Source organism: Vibrio sp. 10N.261.54.E10, from assembly GCF_002877735.2.
GTDB lineage: Bacteria > Pseudomonadota > Gammaproteobacteria > Enterobacterales > Vibrionaceae > Vibrio > Vibrio crassostreae_C.
In genome coordinates this window covers 245394-267122 of sequence record NZ_MCXE02000001.1, presented here as the reverse complement: position 1 = coordinate 267122, position 21729 = coordinate 245394, and the positions used below count along the sequence as shown (strand labels likewise).

The window sequence follows — 21729 nt, the reverse complement described above, 5'->3', positions numbered from 1 at the left end:
CCTTAGACTTCTTTATTATTTGAGGATGCGCTGTGCTTTGCTTCCTTGTTGACTGAAGCATAAAAAAAAGCGCCGTCGGAATCAACCGACAGCGCTTAGGGCTATTCTATTCTGTGAGTCATAGACTGACTTTGAAGCAAGCTATTTGCTTTCGTCTTTCTTACGGAAACCATCTAAGATGATCATCGCAGCACCGATACAGATTCCCATATCCGCTAAGTTAAATGCAGGCCAGTGGTAAGTGCCCCAGTAGAAGTCTAAGTAATCGACAACAAAGCCATGTACGACTCGGTCAAACACATTACCTACTGCACCACCAATGATGATCGCATAAGCAATGTTATTCCACTTCTCTGTTGCTGGTAGTTTGCTCATCCAGTACGTCAGCATACCTGTTACCGCAAATGCGATACCCGTAAATAACCAACGCTGCCAACCACTTTGATCACTCAAGAAGCTAAACGCTGCACCGTAGTTATGCACGTACAAAAAGTTAAAGAATGGCAGCACCTCAATACGGTTTGCCCAACCATAACCCATATTGTCCATGACAAAGAGTTTAATGCCGATATCAGCCAAGAAGACCAATAGAGCCAGCCATAACCAACGTACACCAGATTGTTTTAACGAAACTTCACTCATTTCTATTCCTAGTATTTACGAAGTTGGTATTCATTGTTAGTCACCTTACGTGACCTTGATTACCAACTTGGTTAAACACATTTCCTATAACTAAAAATAACCCCAGTTGATACTGGGGCTATGATTTTTACAAAAAGTTCAGTCTTTCTCTGAGTCGTTATGCGAACTTACGCACTTCGCCTTCACCGTCGATGTTCGACACACAACGACCACAAACTTTCTCGTGACCTTCGATAGTGCCTACATCTGGAGTGTGGTGCCAGCAACGGTCACACTTCTCAGCTTCAGTAGCCGCAACTTCAACGAATAGACCAGCAACGTCTGTCGCTTGCGCTGCATCAGACTTCTCGCTCAGTGGCTTAACAACAGCTGCAGAGGTGATAAGTACGAAACGTAGCTCATCTTCTAGCTTGTTGATTTTAGCCGCTAGTGCATCGTCAGCGTATAGAGTAACTTCAGCTTGCAGTGCACCACCGATCGTTTTCTCTTTACGAGCATCTTCAAGAAGCTTGTTCACTGCGCCACGAACAGACTGGATTTCAGTCCAGAATTCGTTGCTTAGCTCTTCGCCTTCTGCAAGACCAAATAGACCTTCGAACCACTCACCTGTGAATACGAACGTGTCGCGCTGCTCTCCAGTTGGTAAAGAGCTTGGCATTTCGTTCCAAATTTCATCTGCAGTGAACGACATGATAGGTGCCATCCAACGAACTAGAGCTTCTACGATGTAGTAAAGCGCCGTTTGACAGCTACGTTGAGCATGGCTGCCCTGCTTCGCTGTGTACTGACGGTCTTTGATTACGTCTAGGTAGAAAGAACCCATTTCGATAGAACAGAACTGCATTAGACGTTGAGTCACACCGTGAGTGTTGTACTCGCCGTATGCTTTAACAATCTCTTCTTGTGCAGCTTGAGCACGGCCAACAGCCCAGCGATCAAGTGCAACCATCTCTTCAGCAGGAACTAGGTCAGTTTCAGGGTTGAAACCGTTCAAGTTCGCTAGGAAGAAACGAGCCGTGTTACGAATACGACGGTAAGCATCCGCTGAACGCTTCAGGATTTCATCAGAAACCGCAACTTCACCCGTGTAGTCTGTAGAAGCAACCCATAGACGCAGGATATCTGCACCTAGCTTGTTGGTTACGTCTTTAGGAGCAACAACGTTACCGATAGATTTAGACATCTTACGGCCGTTACCATCCACTACGAAACCGTGCGTTAGTACTTGCTTGTACGGTGCTTCGTCTTTCATCGCGATAGATGAAATTAGAGAAGACTGGAACCAGCCACGGTGTTGGTCTGAACCTTCAAGGTAAAGATCAGCACTGTGAGTGCGCTCTTCGTTCGGGAAGTTGTACTCTTCACGAGAATCAACAACAGAGAAGTGCGTAACACCTGAGTCGAACCATACGTCTAGCGTATCCATTACTTTTTCGTACTTATCAGCGTCTTCTGCGCCCATAAGTTCAGCAGCGTCTACATCCCACCAAGCTTGAATGCCTTTCTCTTCAACTAGCTTCGCAACTTTTTCAATAAGCGCTGGGCTTTCTGGGTGAAGTTCTGCTGTTTCTTTATGAACAAACAAAGCAATTGGCACACCCCAAGTACGTTGACGAGAGATACACCACTCAGGACGACCTTCAACCATGCCTTCGATACGGCTTTGACCCCATTCAGGCAACCACTCAACACTCTTGATTGACTCTAGTGCTTTAGCACGTAGCCCAGCTTGATCCATAGAGATGAACCATTGTGGTGTTGCGCGGAAGATGATTGGAGTTTTGTGTCTCCAACAGTGTGGGTAGCTGTGCTCGTAAGCGTGGTGATGCAGAAGTGCACCTTTCTCTTTTAGAACTTCTAAAACAGAGTCGTTCGCTTTGAATACGTGCTGACCAGCAAATAGCTCTGTATCTGGCAGGTAAACGCCGTTAGAACCAACTGGGTTAGCGATTTCTAGGTTGTACTTTTTACCAACCACGAAATCTTCTTGACCGTGACCAGGCGCAGTGTGAACCACACCAGTACCTGAATCTGTTGTTACGTGATCGCCAAGAACTGCAGGAACAGTAAAGTCGTAGAACGGGTGGTTGAACTGAGAAAGCTCAAGATCAGCACCTGTAGCAAAACCAAGGTTGTGGAAGTGCTCGATACCTGCACGATCCATTACGTCTTTTGCTAGTTCAGAAGCAACAACGATACGTTGAGCAGGCTGGTCGCCATTCGCTTCAACTTGGATAAGCACGTATTCAAGATCATCACGTAGACATACTGCGCGGTTAGCAGGCAGAGTCCATGGTGTTGTTGTCCAGATAACGATAGAAATTTCGCCTTGACCCGCATGACCTTCAGCTAGAGTAAATTTCTCTAGAAGCGCCGCTTCGTCAGCTGCTGTAAATTTCACATCGATAGATGGAGAAACTTTATCTTTGTATTCAACTTCAGCTTCAGCCAGAGCAGAACCACAATCAGTACACCAGTGAACGGGTTTGAAACCTTTAAGAAGGTGACCTTTGTCTGCGATTTTGCCAAGAGAACGAATGATGTTCGCTTCTGTGCCAAAATCCATAGTGCGATAAGGTTTGTCCCACTCGCCCATGATGCCAAGACGTTTGAAGCTCTCTTTCTGACCTTCAACTTGACCCGCAGCGTACTTTCGACACTCTTCGCGGAATTCAGCCGCCGAAATCTTCTGACCAGGCTTACCTTTCTTCTTCTCAACCATTAGCTCGATTGGAAGACCGTGACAGTCCCAACCAGGGATGTACGGTGCATCAAAACCAGAAAGGGTCTTAGATTTGATAATAATGTCTTTAAGAATCTTATTCAGCGCGTGGCCAATGTGAATATCGCCGTTCGCGTATGGAGGGCCATCATGCAGTACGAAAGATTTTTTACCTTTCTTTGCCTTACGGATTTCGCCGTAAAGATCTTCTTTGTACCAACGCTTCAGCATTTCTGGCTCACGATTTGCCAGATTGCCGCGCATTGGGAACCCTGTTTCTGGTAAGTTCAGGGTATCTTTATAATCACTCATCGATTCTTAATTCCGTTATATTGGGCGAAGTTAGACATTATGTTAATCGGTGGAATCATCCGATTAATTCTTTAGCTGAAGCAGCCACACCCTTGCGGCTTCAGCATCCAATTCTATTTGATTCTTTAGTGCGTCGAACGATTCAAATTTTATCTCGTCGCGCAGTTTGTGCAAAAGTCGTACTTCTAACTGTTTACCATATAAATTGGCTTTAAAGTCAAAAAAATGCACTTCCAATTGCTGCCTTACCCCATTAACTGTTGGTCGTTGTCCAATATTAGCAACGCCACCGACAGGAACACCGTCGATATCCAAAGCTTCAACAACATACACTCCCGATACAGGAGAAACACAACGCTTTAATGGAATATTAGCGGTAGGGAAACCGATAGTTCTCCCTAGTTTTCGACCATGGGACACTCGACCACTAATACTGTAATCACGTCCTAACATGGTAGCACTTGCAGCCAAGTCATCGACCGCTAATGCATTTCGTATCTCAGTACTGCTTACTCGTAATTGGTTTAAGCAATAGCTTTGGGTGCTGACCACCTCAAAACCGTACTTCTCGCCCGCCTCTTTGAGCATAGCGAAATTACCGGTACGACCTTTACCAAAGCAAAAATCGTCACCAACCACCAAGAACTTCACACCAAGCTTATCAACCAAAAGATCCTTAATGAATGCTTCCGCGGATAAACTTGCAAAATACTGATTAAAATTAACACACAATAAGCGACTGATATCTAGCTTACTCAGTTGCACGTATTTGTCTCGTAAACGAGTTAAACGTGCTGGCGCTCTATCTCGGGCAAACAGCTCCATAGGCTGCGGTTCAAACGTCATAACAACAGAAGGTAGCCCTAATGCTGCAGCTTGTTTAGAAACCTGACTCAAAACCTCTTGATGTCCTAAATGAACACCATCGAAGTTACCTATGGTTAATACACAGCCATGATGCTGCGCTTTAATATTGTGTATACCTCGGATCAGTTCCATTATGATCAGCTAAAACCTGTTATTTGCATCATTTATTGTGTGAAACCGACGGATTATATACTAATCAGTATTAATCTGTCGCTGCTTTTAAATGTTTTACTCGGATACCTAAAATCAGTACCGAAACAATATAAACAAAGCCACCAAGTCCAATCAAGCCAGTTAATGTCAGCGCTCTCTGGCTAAAGCTCCATTCAAGCCAATGTTGCATATTATCCAGCTGCCATAAAATAGCCGCTACCATCACCACACCTGAGATAATTAATTTGGCACTGAACAACAAGGTTGTCTTAGTTAATTGATACACACCCGCAAGGTGCAATCCTCGATATAACAAGGCCATATTCACAAAGGCAGACAGTGCCGTCGCAATCGCCAAACCCACATAGCCATAAAAATAAGCAAAGATCGCGTTAAACACCATATTGGTCACCATAGCGATAATGCCGTACTTAACCGGTGTTTTGGTATCTTGGCGAGAGTAATAGCCCGGAGCTAAAACTTTAATCAGCATGAAATTAAGCAAGCCTGATGCGTAAGCTACCAATGACATCGATGCTTGCTGTACATCGTGTGGAGAGAACTCACCACGCATAAATAGCACCATCAACATGGGTTTAGCTAAAACGATAAGACCTAACATCGCAGGAATACCAAGCAGCAACACCATGCGCACGCCCCAATCCATGGTATGCGCGAACCCTTCCCCTTGAGCATCTACGTGTTTACGAGACAAAGCAGGAAGAATCACAGTCGCAATCGCGATACCGAATAAACCGAGAGGAAATTCAAGCAGTCGGTCTGAGTAGTACAACCAACTGATAGAGCCTGTTGCGAGGAAGCTGGCAATAAAGGTATCAAACAATAAGTTGATTTGGCTGACCGATACACCGAACAGAGCAGGGATCATTAATGTGCGGATCTTAACCACACCCGGGTCTCTCCATCCCCACTTCGGCTTAACCAACACACCCGCTTTGATCAAGAAAGGCATTTGGAAAAGGAATTGGACTAAGCCACCAAGAAACACACCAATAGCCAAACCAATTTCTGGTTGTTCTAAATTAGGTGAGATAAACCATGCAGCGCCTATGATCATCACGTTCAAGAACACAGGAGTAAAAGAAGAGACCGCAAATTTACCTAATGTATTAAGAATGGCACCAGATAAAGCGACGAAGGTGATAAACCATAAATAAGGAAAGGTAATCTTGAGCATAAAGCTCGCTAGCTCAAATTTGGGTGCTGATGGGCCATCATTTAGCCAGTCGATAAACCAACCCGCACCAAACATCGCGGTGATCACGCCAGAGCCCAATACCCCGATGACGGTGACAATAGAAACTAAAACCCCGAGCGTCCCCGACACCTTAGCAATTAAATCTCGTGTCTTATCTTTATCACCTGCGGCGTGATATTCCGTTAATACAGGAACAAACGCTTGAGAAAACGCACCTTCTGCAAAAAGTCGACGTAAGAAATTAGGAATTTTATTAGCGAAGAAAAATACGTCGGCACTCGCTCCTGCCCCCATCAAATTTGCTACTACTACATCACGTACTAGCCCCAATACACGGGAAACAAAAGTCATTGCGCTGACAATCAGGCCTGACTTTAATAGTCGTTTACTCACAGAAACCTCTGACACTGGTTGATTACTTTCAAGCGAGGATAAATACTATCCTGTCCTAAGAAGCATATTTATTAGCATTGGTCTAAAAATGCTGTTAGAATCCCCGCCATCTTAACCGCGATGACCTTTCCATACCAAAGTTTGTTTGGCTACGATTGGTTTTTGCACAAATCATTTGACAATTAAGCGCTAATGAGGGATAGTCCTCGCCCTTAAATTGTCACCGAACTAAGTTTTTGGGAGTTAGACCCTTGGCAAACAGTAAATCTGCTAAGAAGCGCGCTATCCAAGCTGAGAAACGTCGCCAGCACAATGCTAGCCGTCGTTCTATGATGCGCACTTACATGAAAAAGACTATCGCAGCTATCGCAGCTGGTGATAAAGAAGCTGCAACTGCTGCTCTTGTAGAAGTTACACCACTTCTTGACCGTATGGCGACTAAAGGCCTTATTCATAAGAATAAAGCTGCACGTCATAAGTCTCGTTTCGCTGCTGCAATCAAAGCTCTTTAATAGAAATTTGATTACAACGCAAAACGAAAAAAACCGGCCTAGGCCGGTTTTTTTATATCTAAATTTTGAGTAACGCTTTTATTTTACGTGCTAACAGCCGTTTTTCTGACCGATAAACAATTTAAGCAGATAGATAAAACAAACAATAAGAAAAATAAATAGAGAAGCAAATTGGTACGTAGATAGATAGGTAAACACTAACGTTCAATGTGAAATGCTAACACTTCCTTGTGTCATTCTATCGCTGATAAGAAATCCCCCTCCCACCAGCAATAAGCTACTTGCAGTAAATACCATGCAGTAGGTTAATCATCGCTTTTACTTCTTCACTACTCAATGTGTAATACACAGTTTGAGCTTCTTTGCGAGTTTCGACCAAACCATCTCTTCTCAACCAAGCAAGATGTTGAGATAAAGCAGACTGACTCAGTTCCAACTTGCCACACAACTCCCCAACCGACAGTTCAGTGCCATGTAATAGGCACAAAATCTGTAAGCGACGCTCGTTAGCCATGGCTTTGAGTAGAATCACAGCTTGTGCTGAGTTCTTCTCCATCTCTTTTAAGTTCATAGTTTGGCTCCCTACAACCTTTACGCCAACTACGGGCTATCAGTATTTCCGGCATATTGCGGAGTTATGATAATCGATATCAATTCATTAACAAACTATCTCACTCGAACAATTTGCTAAAATCTGCGTCACATACGTTTTTTACTGCTGGATGTTGGATCATCCTCTCAGCAAATATGACGTAGTACTCCTCTTTTAACTCTTCAATACCGCCTAATAGTTGCAGTGATGTGTCGTCTTCCACTTCAGACATATAAATCGTCGGTGCTAAAAATATTACGTCATGATGGTAACGAGCAAAAGCCTTCATCAATGCGGCATCATCAAACTCACCTAAAATATCTGGCTTAAGCCCTTGTCTATCAAACCATTGCAGCACTTTACGACCCATTGAGGTTCGGCTGCCAGGGATCAAAAGCTTTCTTTGCTCCAATACAGCAGGGAAATTAACCCCTTCAACCTGACCTGAACTAAAAAAGCTCATTCCACTCTCACCCAGCTTTTTACTGAACAGGCCCGGGCTTTGACTAGAGTCCACCGGACAGTCAGACAAAATCATATCGAGCTTATGTTGAGAGAGTTGCTCAAGTAGCATTTCATGGGTCGATTCAAAACAGCGCAAGTGAATGCTGTTATCTGGAGGGATGGTCGACATCAGTATCTTACTGACGAGTCTTTTAGAGAGCGCATCCGCGACGCCAACATCAAACAGAATATTGGAGTGCTGGCTGTAATTCACGATGTCCAGCATCTCGTAACTCAGGCCAAACATACGATCGGCATATTTAAAGACCAGTTGCCCAAGCTCTGTAGGCTCAACACTTCGGCCATTACGCTTGGTCAACTTGCCATCCATGCGTTCTTCTAAGGCTTTTATCTGCCCCGTTACCGTTTGTGGTGTTAGGAATAGGGCTTCTGCAGCTTTAGTAACAGAGCCTTGCTTGCAAACCATCCAGAAGTAATACAGATGGTTGTAGTTGAGATGCGACATAGATGTGCCGTAATAAAAGAGTAGATACCCTTTTATATCAAATATGACACCGCCACTCAACAAACTCGGAAAAACCTAACCAAACATAGATTTACCACTTATTTTTTCGAAGTGTCTGATTTCATAATGTAATATTTCATCGATTATTTTCAATTTTTTTCTAACTTTTAAGATCTATATCACCTATAGAATTTCCATTAAAAAACAATTCAAAACAACAACTTAAAACAACCACATTAGCAATTGGAATATTTAAAGAGTAAATCATCACAAAAAAGTCGCACCTAAACCAAAATGTAATATTACTGAAATATTTCCCCTCTAACATCACGCTCAGATTAAACAAACAGACCAAACACAGACTTAAACGGTCCAATGGAGAAAACATTATGAACCAAGCTACTACTGCAGCAGCGCCTATCTCGAGCACTACTCGTTGGCTACGCTGGGCTAACTTGGCATTCATGCTTTACCTACTATTACTTTCAGTTTCAATGGTTGGTACAGGCTTCAAATGGGCAACAGGCGAGCAAGCAAAGGTTCTTTTCGAATTTGCTTCACACCCAGTTGCAGGCTTAATGATTGGTTTAGTAGCAACAGCGCTTATTCAATCATCAAGTACAGTTACTTCAATTATCGTTGGCCTTGTGGCAGGTGGTTTACCTGTTGAGCTAGCAATTCCTATGATCATGGGTGCTAACATTGGTACTACGGTAACCAATACGCTAGTTAGCCTTGGTCACGTTCGTTGTAAAGAAGAGTTCAAACGTGCATTCGCAAGTGCGACAATCCACGACTTCTTTAACCTATTAGCCGTTGCTATCTTCCTACCACTAGAGATGGCGTTTGGAATTCTAGAGAAAATTTCTCACTGGTTAGTATCACCGATGCTAGCAACAGGTGATATGAGCATGGGTGGTCTTAACTTCATCAAGCCAATCACTAAGCCTGTTGTAAGTGCGATTAAAGAACCACTATCAACGTTTGGCGACACTGTTGGCGGCATCATGCTTATCGCTCTAGGTATCGCAACTATCTTCGTAGCTATCACGGTAATGGGTAAGCTAATGAAGAGCCTGATGGTGGGTCGTGCTCGTGAGATTCTAAAGAATGCAATTGGTCGTGGTCCAATCCACGGTATCGCTTCTGGCTCTATCGTTACTATCCTTGTTCAGTCATCTTCTACGACAACAAGCTTGATGGTTCCACTAGTAGGTTCAGGTGTTCTTAAAGTACGTGACGTTTACCCATTCACTCTGGGTGCAAACATCGGTACATGTATTACGGCTCTACTTGCAGCTACAGCAGTGTCTGGTGAGTTCGCAGTATTCGCACTACAAATTGCTCTAGTACACTTGGTGTTCAACATCATGTCAACGGTATTCATCTTCGGTATCCCGTTCCTACGTGAACTTCCAGTTAAAGCGGCAGACATGATTTCAGACATGGCTGTGAAGAACAAAGCTGTAGTGGCTGGTTACCTTGTTGCGGTATTCCTTGTACTGCCTGGTAGCGTGTTAGCTCTTACCGCTTAATAGCAAAATAAACATCGCTTATAGCAAAGCCCGCTACCTCCTAGGTTGCGGGCTTTTTCTTTTTAAGAGCAGATACGGGATTCGGGTAAACGAGTAACGAAGAGCTAAAATCAAATTCGAGATATGAGTAAGCTTGTGACAAGAGCTGAAACTGATACGATATAAGAGTAAATCGGTAAGGTAAGCATTACTCACCAAAGAAGTCCGTTCTAGTTCTTCGTATCCCGCATCTCGTTTACCCGCATCTATATATTTCCGTCATTCCCTACAGCGAGGAACGAGCGTGATAGGGAATCCCACAAACACACCACGAAAGAGACTCCCAACTCCTTCCTTCGTCAGTCTAGGGAATGATGAATCGAAAAAAGATTCGAGATGCGTGTAAGCGAGTATCGAAGAGAAAGAGCCAATGCGCGTTGAGAGTATACGAGTAACATAAAGCATCACACAGCATATGATTTCTCTGCTCTTCGAATCTCGATTACTCGTCACTGTAACTTAGATACAAAAAAGGCTGCACAGAGGCAGCCTTTCAATCAAACAAAGCGAGTGAGATTAAACCGAGAATGGGTACTTAATCGCTTCGTGGCATTCGTAACCTTCAACCCAGAAGTCATCCATCGTTACCCATGTTTCCAAATCTTCTAGAGACTTAATCTGAGGATTGATATGGAATGTTGGGCCAGCTAACGGCTCACGCTTTAACTGGATATCACGCATAGGTGCAAGTTGATCTTCGTAAATATGAGCATTTACTAGCTTATGGTAAGCCACGCCAGCTTTCTTACCCGTGATTTGCGCCATGATAGCTAGGAAGACATACACTTGAACCATGTTGAAGTTCAGGCCTAGGGGTACATCGCAAGAGCGCTGAGTGCTGTTTAGGTACAGAGTATCACCAAGTAGTGAGAAGTGATGGCTGTACATACACGGACGCAAACATCCCATGTGGAACTCACCTGGGTTGTAGAAGTTTAAGATCTCGCCGCGGTCATCAATACCGTTAGTTAGATCATCAACAATCTTCTTCAGTTGGTCGATATGACCGCCGTCAGGTTTTGCCCATGCACGTCCTTGAACGCCATAAACACGGCCCATGTCATCTTCACCCTTGCGGTAAGGGTTATTCAGCCATGCTTCATTCAGGTTAGAATTCGCATCCCAAGTTTTAGTCCCTAGCTTACGAAAATCTTCAGCATTGTCGTAACCACGGATATAGCCAAGCAGCTCAGCAACTGCGGCTTTCCAAAAACTCTTACGCGTTGTTACCAGTGGGAATTGGTTATTACCAACATCATATTCAAGGTCAGCATTGATCACGGTTAGGCAACGCTTGCCCGTGCGTTCATTTTCAATCCAAGTACCGTCATCAACGATACGCTGACAGAGATCTAAATACTGTTTCACACCAATTCCTTACTTCGTTTGTTGTGGTAATTCGTCTTTGTAGTGACCACGCTTGTATGCCCACACCATCATCAGCACACCGATGATAACCATTGGCAGTGACAAAATTTGTCCCATAGAGATAAACCCACCGAACAAACCTAGGTGAGCATCAGGTTCACGTACGTATTCTACTAAGAAGCGGAATGTACCATATCCAGCTAGGAATAACCCTGATACAGAACCAAGAGGACGCGGCTTTTTGATAAACCAGTTCAAGATGAAGAACAGCACGATACCTTCAAGCGCCATCTCGTAAAGTTGAGATGGGTGACGAGGAAGTGGACCACCGTTAGGGAACACAATCGCCCATGGCACATCAGTCACACGGCCCCAAAGCTCGCTGTTCATGAAGTTACCTAGACGGCCCATACCTAAACCAAATGGGACGAGTGGTGCAATCATGTCTGCCACGCCAAAGAAGGTGCGACCATTCTTTTTCGCATACCAGAACATTGCGGTGATAACACCCAGCAAGCCACCGTGGAAAGACATACCGCCAGTCCATACCTTAAATAGGTACAGTGGGTCTGCTAGGAAAAGGTCAAAGTTGTAGAAAAGTACGTAGCCAATACGACCACCCAACACCACACCTAGAAAGCCAGCAAACAGTAAGTCTGATACTTGCTCTCGAGTCCAACCACTACCCGGTTGATCAGCTCGGCGATTTGCTAACCAAAGAGCAAACATAAAACCGACAAGGTACATTAGGCCGTACCAACGAACTGAGATTGGTCCTAGTTCAATAAGAACAGGATCGATATTTGGGAATTCGATAAAACCCTGAGACATACTTGGCTCTCTATCTAAATTGATTAACGGTTAGCTCAATGACTAACAGAAAAGACACTACAGCAGCATTGTGGCTGCTATAAACATTAAAAATACCGCAAAGAATTTCTTCAGCACAGGGGTTGGCAATTGAGTGGCCAGTTTCGCACCCACTCGAGTGGTCAAAACTGAGGTACAAGATATCGCGATCAAAGCCGGTAGATAAACATAACCCAAGCTATACGCAGGAAGATCATCGACAGAAGATCCATGCCAAATGAAACCTAGCATTCCCGAAATCGCGATAACACAACCGCATACCGAAGATGAGCCGACGGCTTTACGCATTTCCACACCGTGATGGTTAAGGAAAGGTACCGATAAAGACCCACCGCCAATGCCCGCTAAGCTTGATACCAAACCAATCCCGCCGCCACACAACACGGTTTTAGCTGAACCCGGCATCGATTTTTGGCTCTTGGAGCGAATCGACAATAGCATTTGCAACGCCAACACCAAAACAATCACACCAAAGACTTTTGGTAAGTATTGAGCTGGAATTACATCGGCCACGAAAGAGCCGAGGAAGCCACCTATCACCACACCTGGCATCAACCATTTAACGACAAACATCTCTACGTTACCCAACTTTAGATGGTTAATCGCAGACGATCCCGACGTAACGATGATGGTTGATAGCGAAGTAGCCAATGCCATTTGCATCGCAAACTCTTGGGGGATACCCGCTTTAGGAAGCAAAAACAGTAAGGCAGGAACAACCAGCAAACCACCACCAATGCCTAGCAAGCCTGCTAAAACACCAACAATAGCACCAAGGCCCGCTAACAAGCCTATCAGTTCATATGACACGTTAAATCCTATTTTTTACCTGCTCGAATGAAGCCTGTAAATTCACGCTCTTCGAAATAGTTCAGCATCATACTATAGATGTCACTACCATACGGTTTTGAAAGTGCCTTATTTGCCAAATCCTGTAATTCAGCCAAGTTCGATTGACGAATCAAATATTTGGTTCTTGCGACATTCGAGGTATTCATACTTAACGTCTCATACCCCAATCCAATCAATAGCAGCGCGCCCATCGGGTCACCGGCTAACTCGCCACAAATACAAACAGGTAATTGATATTGCTTACAAGTATCATGAATTTGTTTTAATGCCATGATCACCGCAGGGTGCATTGATTCATAGACATCGGATACTCGTGAATTGTTCCGATCAACCGCTAATAAATATTGGGTTAAGTCGTTGGTACCGACTGAAACAAAGTCGACCTTATGCGCAATCAGCGGCAGTATGTACAGCATGGATGGCACTTCAATCATGATACCAACGCGAGGCATACGCACTCGGTTATCAAGCTCATGCACTTCATCATACGCTTGTTCAATCAACTGTAGCGCGTCATCCAACTCCTGTGCACCAGAGATCATCGGCAGCAAAATACTCAAGTTATGGCTTTCACAGCTCGCACGTAGCATGGCACGTAACTGAATAATAAAGATGTCAGGATGATCGAGCGTAAACCGAATACCACGCCAACCAAGGAATGGATTGTCCTCTTCGATAGGAAAATACGGTAAGGCCTTATCACCACCGATATCGAGTGTACGCATCACCACTTGTTTCTCTGGGTAGCTTGCCAGTACAGAACGATACTGCTTGAATTGTTCATCCTCTGACGGGAATCTTTGCTGCAACAAGAAAGAAATTTCAGTTCGATACAGCCCTACGCCATCAACGCCTTGGTTGATAGCGATGTTAGTGTCTGCACTTAAACCCGCATTAAGCAGAATCTCGACTTGCTTGTTGTCTTGCGTTTTTGCCGGTAGGTACAGCTCGCGATTGACCATAGAGGAGAGCTCACTCTCTTCTAGAATCAGCCCTCGATACTCTTTGAGCAGGCTTTTAGTCGGCTCAATAAAGATCTCACCGCTATACCCATCAACAATCGCTCGCTTGCCATTAGCTTGAGCTAGGTTGAGGTTTACCCCCATGACGGAAGGTATGCCAAGCGCTCGAGATAAAATCGCTGCGTGCGAGTTCGCCGCCCCTTCCAAGGAAATCACCGCTAAGAGCTTTTCTTTGGGAATAGACGCTAATACCGAAGCGGTTAACTCACGAACCACTAGGATAATCGGCTTATCTAACGTGCGAAGTTCATGTTCAGAGTTGTGGAGGAAATAGAGCAGCCTTTGTCCGAGCTCTCGGATGTCTTGTGCTCTCTCACGAAGATACACGTCCGACATACGAGCAAAGCGATTAGAATAACTCTCTACAACCTGTCTTAGTGCCCAATCGGCTTTATCGCCTTTCTGGATTTGGCTTTTTAGATCCTTACGCAGCATAGGATCGTTGAGTAAGTGAGTAAACAGGTCAAAGATCGCCAACGCATCTTTATTGATTTCGCTATCTAAGCGCTTTCGCATGCGCTTAAAGTCATTGAGGGCGTTTTCAACCGCTACCGCCAACAACTCATGCTCTCTCTCTATATTGAGCGTCGAAGCAGGATAAACATCGGTGAGTTCAGGCTGAGTGTTGTCCCACCATAAGTCACCAATCGCCACGCCCGATGAAGCTGCAATACCTTTAGTAGCCGGTAGCTTCTGTTGCTCTAACAGCCAATGGCCTTGAGTTTGGGCGTGCGCCACAATAACGGCAAGTTGTGCAGAGAGCGTGACAAGGAAGGATTCTTCCATCTCACTAAATAAACGTGGGGTCTTCTGTTGAATGACCAATACACCGAGCACTTGCTTGCGGTGGATAATCGGAGTACCGAGAAAAGAGTGATAGACGTTTTCTCCAAGCTCTGGAAAAAACTTATAAGCAGGGTGAGCAGACGCTTGTGCAAGGTTGATAGGTTCAGCACTTCTTTTAACAAGGCCAACCAGACCTTCGTCAAAACCAATGTGAATGCTATTGCCTTTGAAGATCAGGCCTTGAGTTGCCATCAACTCAAGGCGCTGCATATCATTATTTGCCAAATACACGGTGCAACATTCCGTCTGCATCGCACTGCATGTCTCTTTAACCAAAATATCAAGAGCCGTCGACACATCTTCAACTCTTGATACGTGTTCAACTATTTCCCTTAGTTGACTGAGCATGCTTAACCTCTACGCAATTTGCGCTTTCCTTTTATTTTTCGCTCTTTAAACGGCATTGCTAAAGATGCGAACTCTTTCATCGCTCGACGGTAAACATCTCGCTTGAAAGAAACAACTTGTCGAACTGGGTACCAGTAACTCACCCAACGCCAACCATCAAACTCAGGTGTACTTCCACGCTGCATATTGATATGCGATTCATCGCAATCTAAGCGCAAAAGGAACCACTTCTGTTTTTGTCCAATACAGACAGGTTTAGAATCCCACCGAACCAGTCGTTTGGGTAGCTTGTAGCGTAACCAATGACGACTTGTCGCGACGATCTTTACATCCTTTTTAGTAAGGCCAACCTCTTCATACAACTCGCGGTACATTGCCTGTTCCGGAGTCTCACCTTCATCTATTCCCCCTTGAGGGAATTGCCATGAATGTTGCCCGTATCGTTTAGCCCAGAAGACCTGACCATGGTTGTTACAGATTACAATACCAACATTTAATCGGTAACCATCGCCATCTATCACTGGCCAACCTCTATCTAAATTTTTAATTACTCTGATTTTTCCACATATCCCCAATCGGAGCAAACTTAGTGACGTGATAAGCGCTATATTTATGAATAATAACTAGGAATATGGATAAGTTTTGCTCAAATTCTAGTTACCCACACAATAGTGAGACATAGACCACATTTATTCACCTTTTCTGTGAATAACTATGTGAAGAATTACCCGCAATCGTTTTTTTTAATCCATAGATTCATCAACACCAAAAACAACAAATCAGTCAAAATAATTTTATTATTATATAAATCAGTAGATTAAAATAACATTCTAGTTTTAAAAAACATTAGAAATGTAAAAGATCTTTCAGAAACCTGACATGGTTAAAGATCAACCACTCCGATGTTTATCCACACTACTAAGTGAAAGATTCATTTTGAACCCCATTTGGCAAGCATTTTATCCACCATAAACCCCTGTTTATTTATCCACTAAATTAATATTTCAATTAATTACCTTTATGTCCTGTGGATAACCCTGAATTTGATCCCTTCTCTCGCAAGGAGATCATTTCTTAACCAGTCGTCATTTGGTGATAACTTCTGATAAAATCATTTTTTTGATCATGCCTTTTATTATGAAACCAGAACCACAAACACAACAAGAGCTGTTAGAGCGCGCGTATGCCATCGCCGGAATGACCTTTAAAGAGCTCGCTGACGAAGCTGAGATGGTGATGCCAAACGACCTTAAGCGTGATAAAGGCTGGGTTGGGCAGCTATTGGAATGGCACTTGGGTGCACCTGCAGGCAGTAAGCCAGAACAAGATTTTGCCAAGCTCGGTATCGAGCTAAAAAGCATTCCGATTAGCTACTCTGGCAAGCCACTCGAAACCACCTTTGTGTGTGTTGCTCCTTTGATGGGTGTGCAAGGCATAACTTGGGAAACCAGCCACGTTCGAAACAAGCTGTCTAAGGTGTTGTGGATCCCTGTCGAGGGAGAAAGAGAGATCCCGCTAGCAGAGAGGCATGTAGGATCCCCTTTGCTATGGACACCAAGCGAGGCTGAAAACGAGCTTCTAAAAAGGGATTGGGAAGAACTGATGGAATTGATCGTGTTAGGCAATGTTGAACAAATAACAGCAAGGCACGGTGAAGCGCTGCATCTACGACCAAAAGCCGCCAACAGCCGAGTGTTAACGGAAGCCTACGGTGCAAGTGGAAAGCCCATCAAGACTAAACCGCGTGGTTTTTACCTAAGAACTCAATTCACCCACAAATTGCTGACGACACACTACGCATAGGTCGCTTAACGCACTTCAAAGATAGGATGATCAGTGTGTTATCAACCGTCGGTAGTAAGAAACGAGTTCTAATGAGGTTTGAGCGCCAGTTCAATATCACAGTAGCTTTGGCTTGGCTCATTACCAAACTCATCATAGGCGTTGTGTAAGCGAAGATACGCCTTTTCAAAGCCGAGCCGGAGTAACTCTTCTTTCACTTGATCCAAGGATCCAAAGTGAAGCGGCTCACCGTCTTGCTTTACCGGTTCTAGCTTGTGTTTATATTCCACTGCTAATAGATATTCCGAGATATCGGAACAGCCAATAACGTATACCTTTGGTGTTTGATACGAGTCTTTGTGCTCTCCATGTAACCACATGTCTAATTGATGCTTTTGCATAGCCAGCCTCCCTTGCTCTATAAAGCGTAGTAGAACTCTTTTTCTTTACTAGATAACGACTTAAAAAAGCACACATAACGGCTTAAAAAAGCAAAAAAGAGAAGCAAGTGCTTCTCTTTTTTGGCCAGTTCTAGTTCAAAAGCTTGCACTTCCGACGCCACAACTATCGCTGATATTTATCTTAAGGGGTGAAAGGCGCTATCACCCCACAAGATTACGTCGGTATTCGCGCGCTTAAGACTCGACGAAGGTGACGAACTCGACGTTCAATCGTAACGACTTCAGGTTCAGAAAAACCAATTGGTCGACCATCGGCTTCAAGGCCAATATCTCTCAATAAATGAGTATTGTTCCATGGTAGATCGTATGAACTACGACGAACTTTTCGTTGCCATTTACGTTCTTCACGACGAAGGTCTGCACGGATAAGGACTGTTGCTAGTTTTAAGTATACTGAGTGACGCATAATAACTCTCCAGTTGTAAAATAAACTGAGGAAAAATAGCGTGTTAAATAGTATGAGGGCTTCTCACTTAGCTGCTATTTTTCCGCAGCCAAATAAGGGTACGGATCTATTAGTTAGGTTTATCTTGGGTGTTTCGATCGGCCATGGCTGATGTTTGTGACATAACAGTCACCATGTCAGAACACGGATCAAACGAAGCGCAAATATGCTGTATAAAATCGAAATGTTTCATTTGCGCCTCCAAGCTAACTAAGAAATCCAAAAAGAAATGGGGTAGTGAAAGCAGACAAGTCTTTGTTAAAACGCTGCTTTCACGGTTAAAGTCTAACCAAGTGAGTATATTATTCAACCGCTAATTGGCTCACATTTTTAAAACAATGCATTCACCTGGAATATCAGTTGCATATTCATTTATATATAAGATATTCACTATTATTATATAAGATCACAGAACATATCTCTTAGTGACCTAGGGGGCATCTCTCAATTGTTCGAATGTGAACACAGCGACTAACAACAAAAAGAGCCACGCATGATGCGTCGCTCTTAAATTTACACTAACAGATTGAATCACTTAGCAAAGAATTCTAAATAACGCCCTCAGAAATAAGGCTGTGTTTATTCAATAAACGGTACATCGTTGCTCGTGATACTCCGAGCTCCTTAGCAGCCAACGAGACCTGTCCACCGTAAGATTCCAATACAATCAACAATGCATCGCGCTCTGAACGCTCACGAATGCTTTTCAAACTGCGACGTTCATCATTCTGTTTTGGTAAATCCAGTTGGTGATCCTCAATGATCACAGCATCAGACATCAACACAACACGCTTAATCTGATTCATCAGCTCACGCACATTTCCAGGCCAATGGTATCGATTCATCGAACGGATAGCATCGCCTGAGAAGCTCTTCGCTTGAGCATTAAACTCTTTCGAGTACTCACGCAGAAAATGATTCGCCAGTACTGAAATATCGCTCACACGTTCTTTTAAGCTTGGAACATGAATACGCAGAACATTGATATAGTGATAAAGCTCTTCATTGAAGTCGCCCTCGATCAACGCCTTCTCGATATCAGAGGAGTTCGCGGCCAGAATACGCACATCGACAGATTTAGGTCCATTCGCAGTTTCAATCTTACCTTCTTGTAGAAAGCGCAACAGGTTCAGTTGTTGATTGCGTGGCATCGCTAAAACATCATTAAGCAAGATGGTTCCGCCATCGGCTTCTTCCAACATACAAGGCGCAGTCGCTGACTGTGCTGATATGCCAAACACCTCGGCCTCTATTCTCATTTCAGACAAGGCACGACAGTTAACCGTTAAAAATGGTTTCTGTGCTCGCGACGAATTTTGATGAATCGAGCGTGCAATCGTCTCTTTACCAGCCCCACTCTCGCCATAAATCAAGATACTGACATCAGTCGGCCCAATACGCTTTACTTGGTCTCTCAAGCGCTTCACGGCCACAGAATCGCCTAGCAGTCCCATGTTGTTATTGATGCCGTAGTTTGGCCATACCTTCTGCTCAAGCTTAAGCATACCCAGTTGGTGACCAATGGTACTCAGCAATTGAGCATCTGGGATTGGTGCCGTGAAAAAGTCGATACAGAAGTTGACGATAAACTGGCAGATCGTATCAGAGCTTAATTGAGATTCACGGATAAAGGCGAGCCATCTCACCTGCTTGTTATTGCTCACAAGGTTAGCAATACCGTTGAGACTGAACTCATCATGACTAAGATCGACAATACCAATACATGGGCCAATATCAGCAATCAAGGCATCGGCTTTTCGTAAATCTGCACACTGGGTACACTGCCAACCCACTTGTTCTAACACTGATAACCAGGGTTCGTACGCACCACCAACGACGATAAGAGAACCTGGTAAGGAATCCATCTTAAATTGAGTTCCCATCCTTCTTCCTTATTCTATTTTTATTTAAATCAGACTAATACGAGTCACTGCTTCATCGTTCGACAAAATGCCGCGAGAGCGTATTCAGCGCAGAGACGTATAGTAGTGAGACTATCTTAGATTTTATGTCTCAATAGTAAGACTATGTCAGAAATAACGATTTTTCGAATCAAGAGTGCGGTACAGACTAGGTTTTGAAGCCCCAAAACAGAAAAAGCCACCCGAAGGTGGCTTTTTAATTACATAGGCTGTTACGCCCTATAAGCGAGAATTACGCCTGTGGACGCATTGCCGGGAACAAGATCACGTCACGGATTGTGTGCGTGTTTGTAAATAGCATTGCTAGACGGTCGATACCGATACCTTGACCCGCTGTTGGCGGTAGGCCGTGCTCTAGTGCAGTAATGTAGTCTGCATCGTAGTACATCGCTTCGTCATCACCCGCGTCTTTCGCGTTAACTTGCGCTTTGAAACGCTCGTCTTGGTCTTGTGCATCGTTAAGCTCAGAGAAACCATTCGCAACTTCACGGCCACCGATGAAGAACTCAAAACGGTCTGTGAAGAACGGGTTGTCATCGCTACGACGAGCTAGAGGAGAGATGTCCGCTGGGTAGCCAGTGATGAACGTTGGTTGAATTAGCTGAGGCTCAGCCGTTTCACCAAAGATCTCTTCTAGAAGCTGACCACATGTCCAGAACGTTTCTACGTCTACGTGTACAGATTTTGCGATAGCAACCATCTTTTCACGGTCTTGTAGGTCTGCTTCTGTTAGCGCTTGAATCTCAGCGTGCTCAGGGTTGTAGTGTTTGATTGCATCGAACATGCTCATGCGAGCGTAAGTGCCACCGAACTCAACCGTTTCGTCACCGTAAGGCATAGAAGTAGAACCAAGAACGTCCATTGCTGCCGTGCTTAGCATCTCTTCTGTCAGATCCATAAGGTCTTTGTAGTCAGAGTACGCTTGGTAGAATTCCATCATTGTGAATTCTGGGTTGTGACGTGGAGATAGACCTTCGTTACGGAAGTTACGGTTGATCTCGAATACACGGTCAAAACCACCCACCACTAGACGCTTAAGGTAAAGCTCTGGTGCAACACGTAGGTACATGTCGATGTCTAGTGCATTGTGATGAGTGATGAACGGACGTGCAGTTGCGCCACCCGGGATCACGTGCATCATTGGCGTTTCAACTTCTAGGTAGCCTTTCGCGCTCATGAAGTTACGGATTGAAGATACAAGCTTAGAACGCACGATGAATGCATTACGAGAATCTTCGTTCACGATTAGGTCAACGTAACGCTGACGGTAACGCATCTCTTGGTCAGTTAGACCGTGGAACTTCTCTGGTAGAGGACGAAGTGCTTTAGTCAGCAATTCAAACTCTTCCATGTTCACGTAAAGGTCGCCTTTACCTGATTTGTGAAGCGCACCTTTAACACCGATGATGTCACCGATATCTAGGCCTTGGTACTTCTCTTTCAGTACTTTTTGAACGTCTTTCGCTGCGTATGCTTGGATACGACCAGAAGTTTCTTGAATCGCAAGGAATGGACCACGCTTCGCCATAACACGACCAGCGATCGCAACGATGTGGTTAAGCTCTTCTAGCTCTTCCTTAGTCTTCTCACCGAATTCCGCTTGAAGATCGCCAGCTAGGTGCTCACGACGGAAGTCATTTGGGTGACCGTTAGCTTTGCAGTTTTGGCGGATGTGATCCAGCTTGCTGCGGCGCTCAGCGATTAGTTTGTTCTCTTCAGGTGAAGAAGCTTCTTGTGCGTTTTCGTTTTGAACAGCATCAGTCATTAGAGATGTACCCTGCTTTTAAAATTTGGACCGCTATATTTTTGCAAATATAGGCATTTTTACCAATATTATTGGTAAAGCTTAATAGTTGA

Annotated in this window: 18 protein-coding genes; 3 read left to right on the top strand and 15 right to left on the bottom strand. The window is 44.2% G+C overall.

What is annotated here, in order from left to right; all coding sequences use genetic code 11:
• Positions 1–141: 141 nt before the first annotated feature.
• The 4 genes from lspA to murJ form a co-directional block, all read right to left on the bottom strand.
• Positions 142–642 (bottom strand): signal peptidase II, encoded by a 501-nt coding sequence (gene lspA, locus BCU07_RS01085; protein ID WP_004739521.1) that lies wholly within the window; start codon positions 640–642, stop codon positions 142–144.
• A 157-nt stretch (positions 643–799) separates the two neighbouring features.
• Positions 800–3676 carry an isoleucine--tRNA ligase gene (ileS, locus tag BCU07_RS01080; protein ID WP_017059344.1) on the bottom strand — a complete coding sequence of 959 codons (2877 nt, stop codon included), beginning with the start codon at positions 3674–3676 and terminating at the stop codon, positions 800–802.
• A gap of 63 nt (positions 3677–3739) precedes the next feature.
• Positions 3740–4675 carry a bifunctional riboflavin kinase/FAD synthetase gene (gene ribF, locus BCU07_RS01075; protein WP_017062867.1) on the bottom strand — a complete coding sequence of 312 codons (936 nt, stop codon included), beginning with the start codon at positions 4673–4675 and terminating at the stop codon, positions 3740–3742.
• Positions 4676–4745: 70 nt separating this feature from the next.
• Positions 4746–6308 (bottom strand): murein biosynthesis integral membrane protein MurJ, encoded by a 1563-nt coding sequence (murJ, locus tag BCU07_RS01070; protein ID WP_032545655.1) that lies wholly within the window; start codon positions 6306–6308, stop codon positions 4746–4748.
• Between the two features lie 251 nt (positions 6309–6559).
• Here murJ and rpsT point away from each other — a divergent pair, with 251 nt between their 5' ends.
• Positions 6560–6820: a 30S ribosomal protein S20 gene (gene rpsT / locus BCU07_RS01065; protein ID WP_004739529.1), complete on the top strand. Its 261-nt coding sequence runs from the start codon at positions 6560–6562 to the stop codon at positions 6818–6820.
• A 277-nt stretch (positions 6821–7097) separates the two neighbouring features.
• Here the strand turns inward: rpsT and BCU07_RS01060 are convergent, their stop codons facing one another.
• Complete coding sequence (locus BCU07_RS01060; RefSeq protein WP_004735028.1) at positions 7098–7391, bottom strand: ArsR/SmtB family transcription factor; 294 nt, start codon at positions 7389–7391, stop codon at positions 7098–7100.
• Positions 7392–7491: 100 nt separating this feature from the next.
• Positions 7492–8382 carry a transcriptional activator NhaR gene (nhaR, locus tag BCU07_RS01055; protein WP_017059341.1) on the bottom strand — a complete coding sequence of 297 codons (891 nt, stop codon included), beginning with the start codon at positions 8380–8382 and terminating at the stop codon, positions 7492–7494.
• A gap of 389 nt (positions 8383–8771) precedes the next feature.
• On the opposite strand from nhaR, the gene BCU07_RS01050 reads away from it, so the two are divergent.
• Positions 8772–9917 carry a Na/Pi symporter gene (locus tag BCU07_RS01050; RefSeq protein WP_017059340.1) on the top strand — a complete coding sequence of 382 codons (1146 nt, stop codon included), beginning with the start codon at positions 8772–8774 and terminating at the stop codon, positions 9915–9917.
• Positions 9918–10472: 555 nt separating this feature from the next.
• Here BCU07_RS01050 and BCU07_RS01045 read toward each other — a convergent pair.
• Genes BCU07_RS01045 through rppH form a run of 5 tightly spaced genes read right to left on the bottom strand, consistent with a single transcriptional unit; the run spans position 10473 to position 15783 of the window.
• Positions 10473–11324, bottom strand: a complete 852-nt coding sequence (locus BCU07_RS01045) for a thymidylate synthase (protein ID WP_017059339.1) — start codon at positions 11322–11324, stop codon at positions 10473–10475.
• A gap of 9 nt (positions 11325–11333) precedes the next feature.
• A complete protein-coding gene (gene lgt, locus BCU07_RS01040) occupies positions 11334–12155 on the bottom strand; it encodes a prolipoprotein diacylglyceryl transferase (RefSeq protein ID WP_017059338.1) in 822 nt (273 codons plus the stop codon).
• A 57-nt stretch (positions 12156–12212) separates the two neighbouring features.
• Positions 12213–13004: a sulfite exporter TauE/SafE family protein gene (locus BCU07_RS01035; protein ID WP_017059337.1), complete on the bottom strand. Its 792-nt coding sequence runs from the start codon at positions 13002–13004 to the stop codon at positions 12213–12215.
• Positions 13005–13012: 8 nt separating this feature from the next.
• Positions 13013–15262, bottom strand: coding sequence for a phosphoenolpyruvate--protein phosphotransferase (gene ptsP, locus BCU07_RS01030; RefSeq protein WP_017059336.1), 2250 nt, complete (start codon positions 15260–15262; stop codon positions 13013–13015).
• 2 nt (positions 15263–15264) lie between these two features.
• Complete coding sequence (gene rppH / locus BCU07_RS01025; protein ID WP_017059335.1) at positions 15265–15783, bottom strand: RNA pyrophosphohydrolase; 519 nt, start codon at positions 15781–15783, stop codon at positions 15265–15267.
• Positions 15784–16399: 616 nt separating this feature from the next.
• On the opposite strand from rppH, the gene mutH reads away from it, so the two are divergent.
• Positions 16400–17065, top strand: a complete 666-nt coding sequence (gene mutH, locus BCU07_RS01020) for a DNA mismatch repair endonuclease MutH (RefSeq protein ID WP_102332791.1) — start codon at positions 16400–16402, stop codon at positions 17063–17065.
• Positions 17066–17133: 68 nt separating this feature from the next.
• Here mutH and BCU07_RS01015 read toward each other — a convergent pair whose 3' ends face one another.
• The 4 genes from BCU07_RS01015 to lysS all read right to left on the bottom strand — a co-directional run bounded on the left by BCU07_RS01015 (position 17134) and on the right by lysS (position 21637).
• Positions 17134–17445: a DUF6482 family protein gene (locus tag BCU07_RS01015; RefSeq protein ID WP_004735016.1), complete on the bottom strand. Its 312-nt coding sequence runs from the start codon at positions 17443–17445 to the stop codon at positions 17134–17136.
• Between the two features lie 214 nt (positions 17446–17659).
• Positions 17660–17911, bottom strand: a complete 252-nt coding sequence (locus BCU07_RS01010) for a DUF1127 domain-containing protein (RefSeq protein WP_102428203.1) — start codon at positions 17909–17911, stop codon at positions 17660–17662.
• Positions 17912–18498: 587 nt separating this feature from the next.
• Positions 18499–19833 (bottom strand): cyclic-di-GMP-binding transcriptional regulator VpsR, encoded by a 1335-nt coding sequence (gene vpsR / locus BCU07_RS01005; RefSeq protein ID WP_102428204.1) that lies wholly within the window; start codon positions 19831–19833, stop codon positions 18499–18501.
• Between the two features lie 271 nt (positions 19834–20104).
• Positions 20105–21637 (bottom strand): lysine--tRNA ligase, encoded by a 1533-nt coding sequence (lysS, locus tag BCU07_RS01000; protein ID WP_017059330.1) that lies wholly within the window; start codon positions 21635–21637, stop codon positions 20105–20107.
• Positions 21638–21729: the final 92 nt, after the last annotated feature.

Excerpts from the sequence above, each read along its gene's own strand:
- lspA (WP_004739521.1), bottom strand. The coding sequence starts at position 642 with ATGAGTGAAGTTTCGTTAAAACAATCTGGTGTACGTTGGTTATGGCTG.
- ileS (WP_017059344.1), bottom strand. The coding sequence starts at position 3,676 with ATGAGTGATTATAAAGATACCCTGAACTTACCAGAAACAGGGTTCCCA.
- ribF (WP_017062867.1), bottom strand. The coding sequence starts at position 4,675 with ATGGAACTGATCCGAGGTATACACAATATTAAAGCGCAGCATCATGGC.
- BCU07_RS01060 (WP_004735028.1), bottom strand. The coding sequence starts at position 7,391 with ATGAACTTAAAAGAGATGGAGAAGAACTCAGCACAAGCTGTGATTCTA.
- nhaR (WP_017059341.1), bottom strand. The coding sequence starts at position 8,382 with ATGTCGCATCTCAACTACAACCATCTGTATTACTTCTGGATGGTTTGC.
- BCU07_RS01050 (WP_017059340.1), top strand. The coding sequence starts at position 8,772 with ATGAACCAAGCTACTACTGCAGCAGCGCCTATCTCGAGCACTACTCGT.
- lgt (WP_017059338.1), bottom strand. The coding sequence starts at position 12,155 with ATGTCTCAGGGTTTTATCGAATTCCCAAATATCGATCCTGTTCTTATT.
- ptsP (WP_017059336.1), bottom strand. The coding sequence starts at position 15,262 with ATGCTCAGTCAACTAAGGGAAATAGTTGAACACGTATCAAGAGTTGAA.
- mutH (WP_102332791.1), top strand. The coding sequence starts at position 16,400 with ATGAAACCAGAACCACAAACACAACAAGAGCTGTTAGAGCGCGCGTAT.
- BCU07_RS01015 (WP_004735016.1), bottom strand. The coding sequence starts at position 17,445 with ATGCAAAAGCATCAATTAGACATGTGGTTACATGGAGAGCACAAAGAC.
- BCU07_RS01010 (WP_102428203.1), bottom strand. The coding sequence starts at position 17,911 with ATGCGTCACTCAGTATACTTAAAACTAGCAACAGTCCTTATCCGTGCA.
- vpsR (WP_102428204.1), bottom strand. The coding sequence starts at position 19,833 with ATGGGAACTCAATTTAAGATGGATTCCTTACCAGGTTCTCTTATCGTC.
- lysS (WP_017059330.1), bottom strand. The coding sequence starts at position 21,637 with ATGACTGATGCTGTTCAAAACGAAAACGCACAAGAAGCTTCTTCACCT.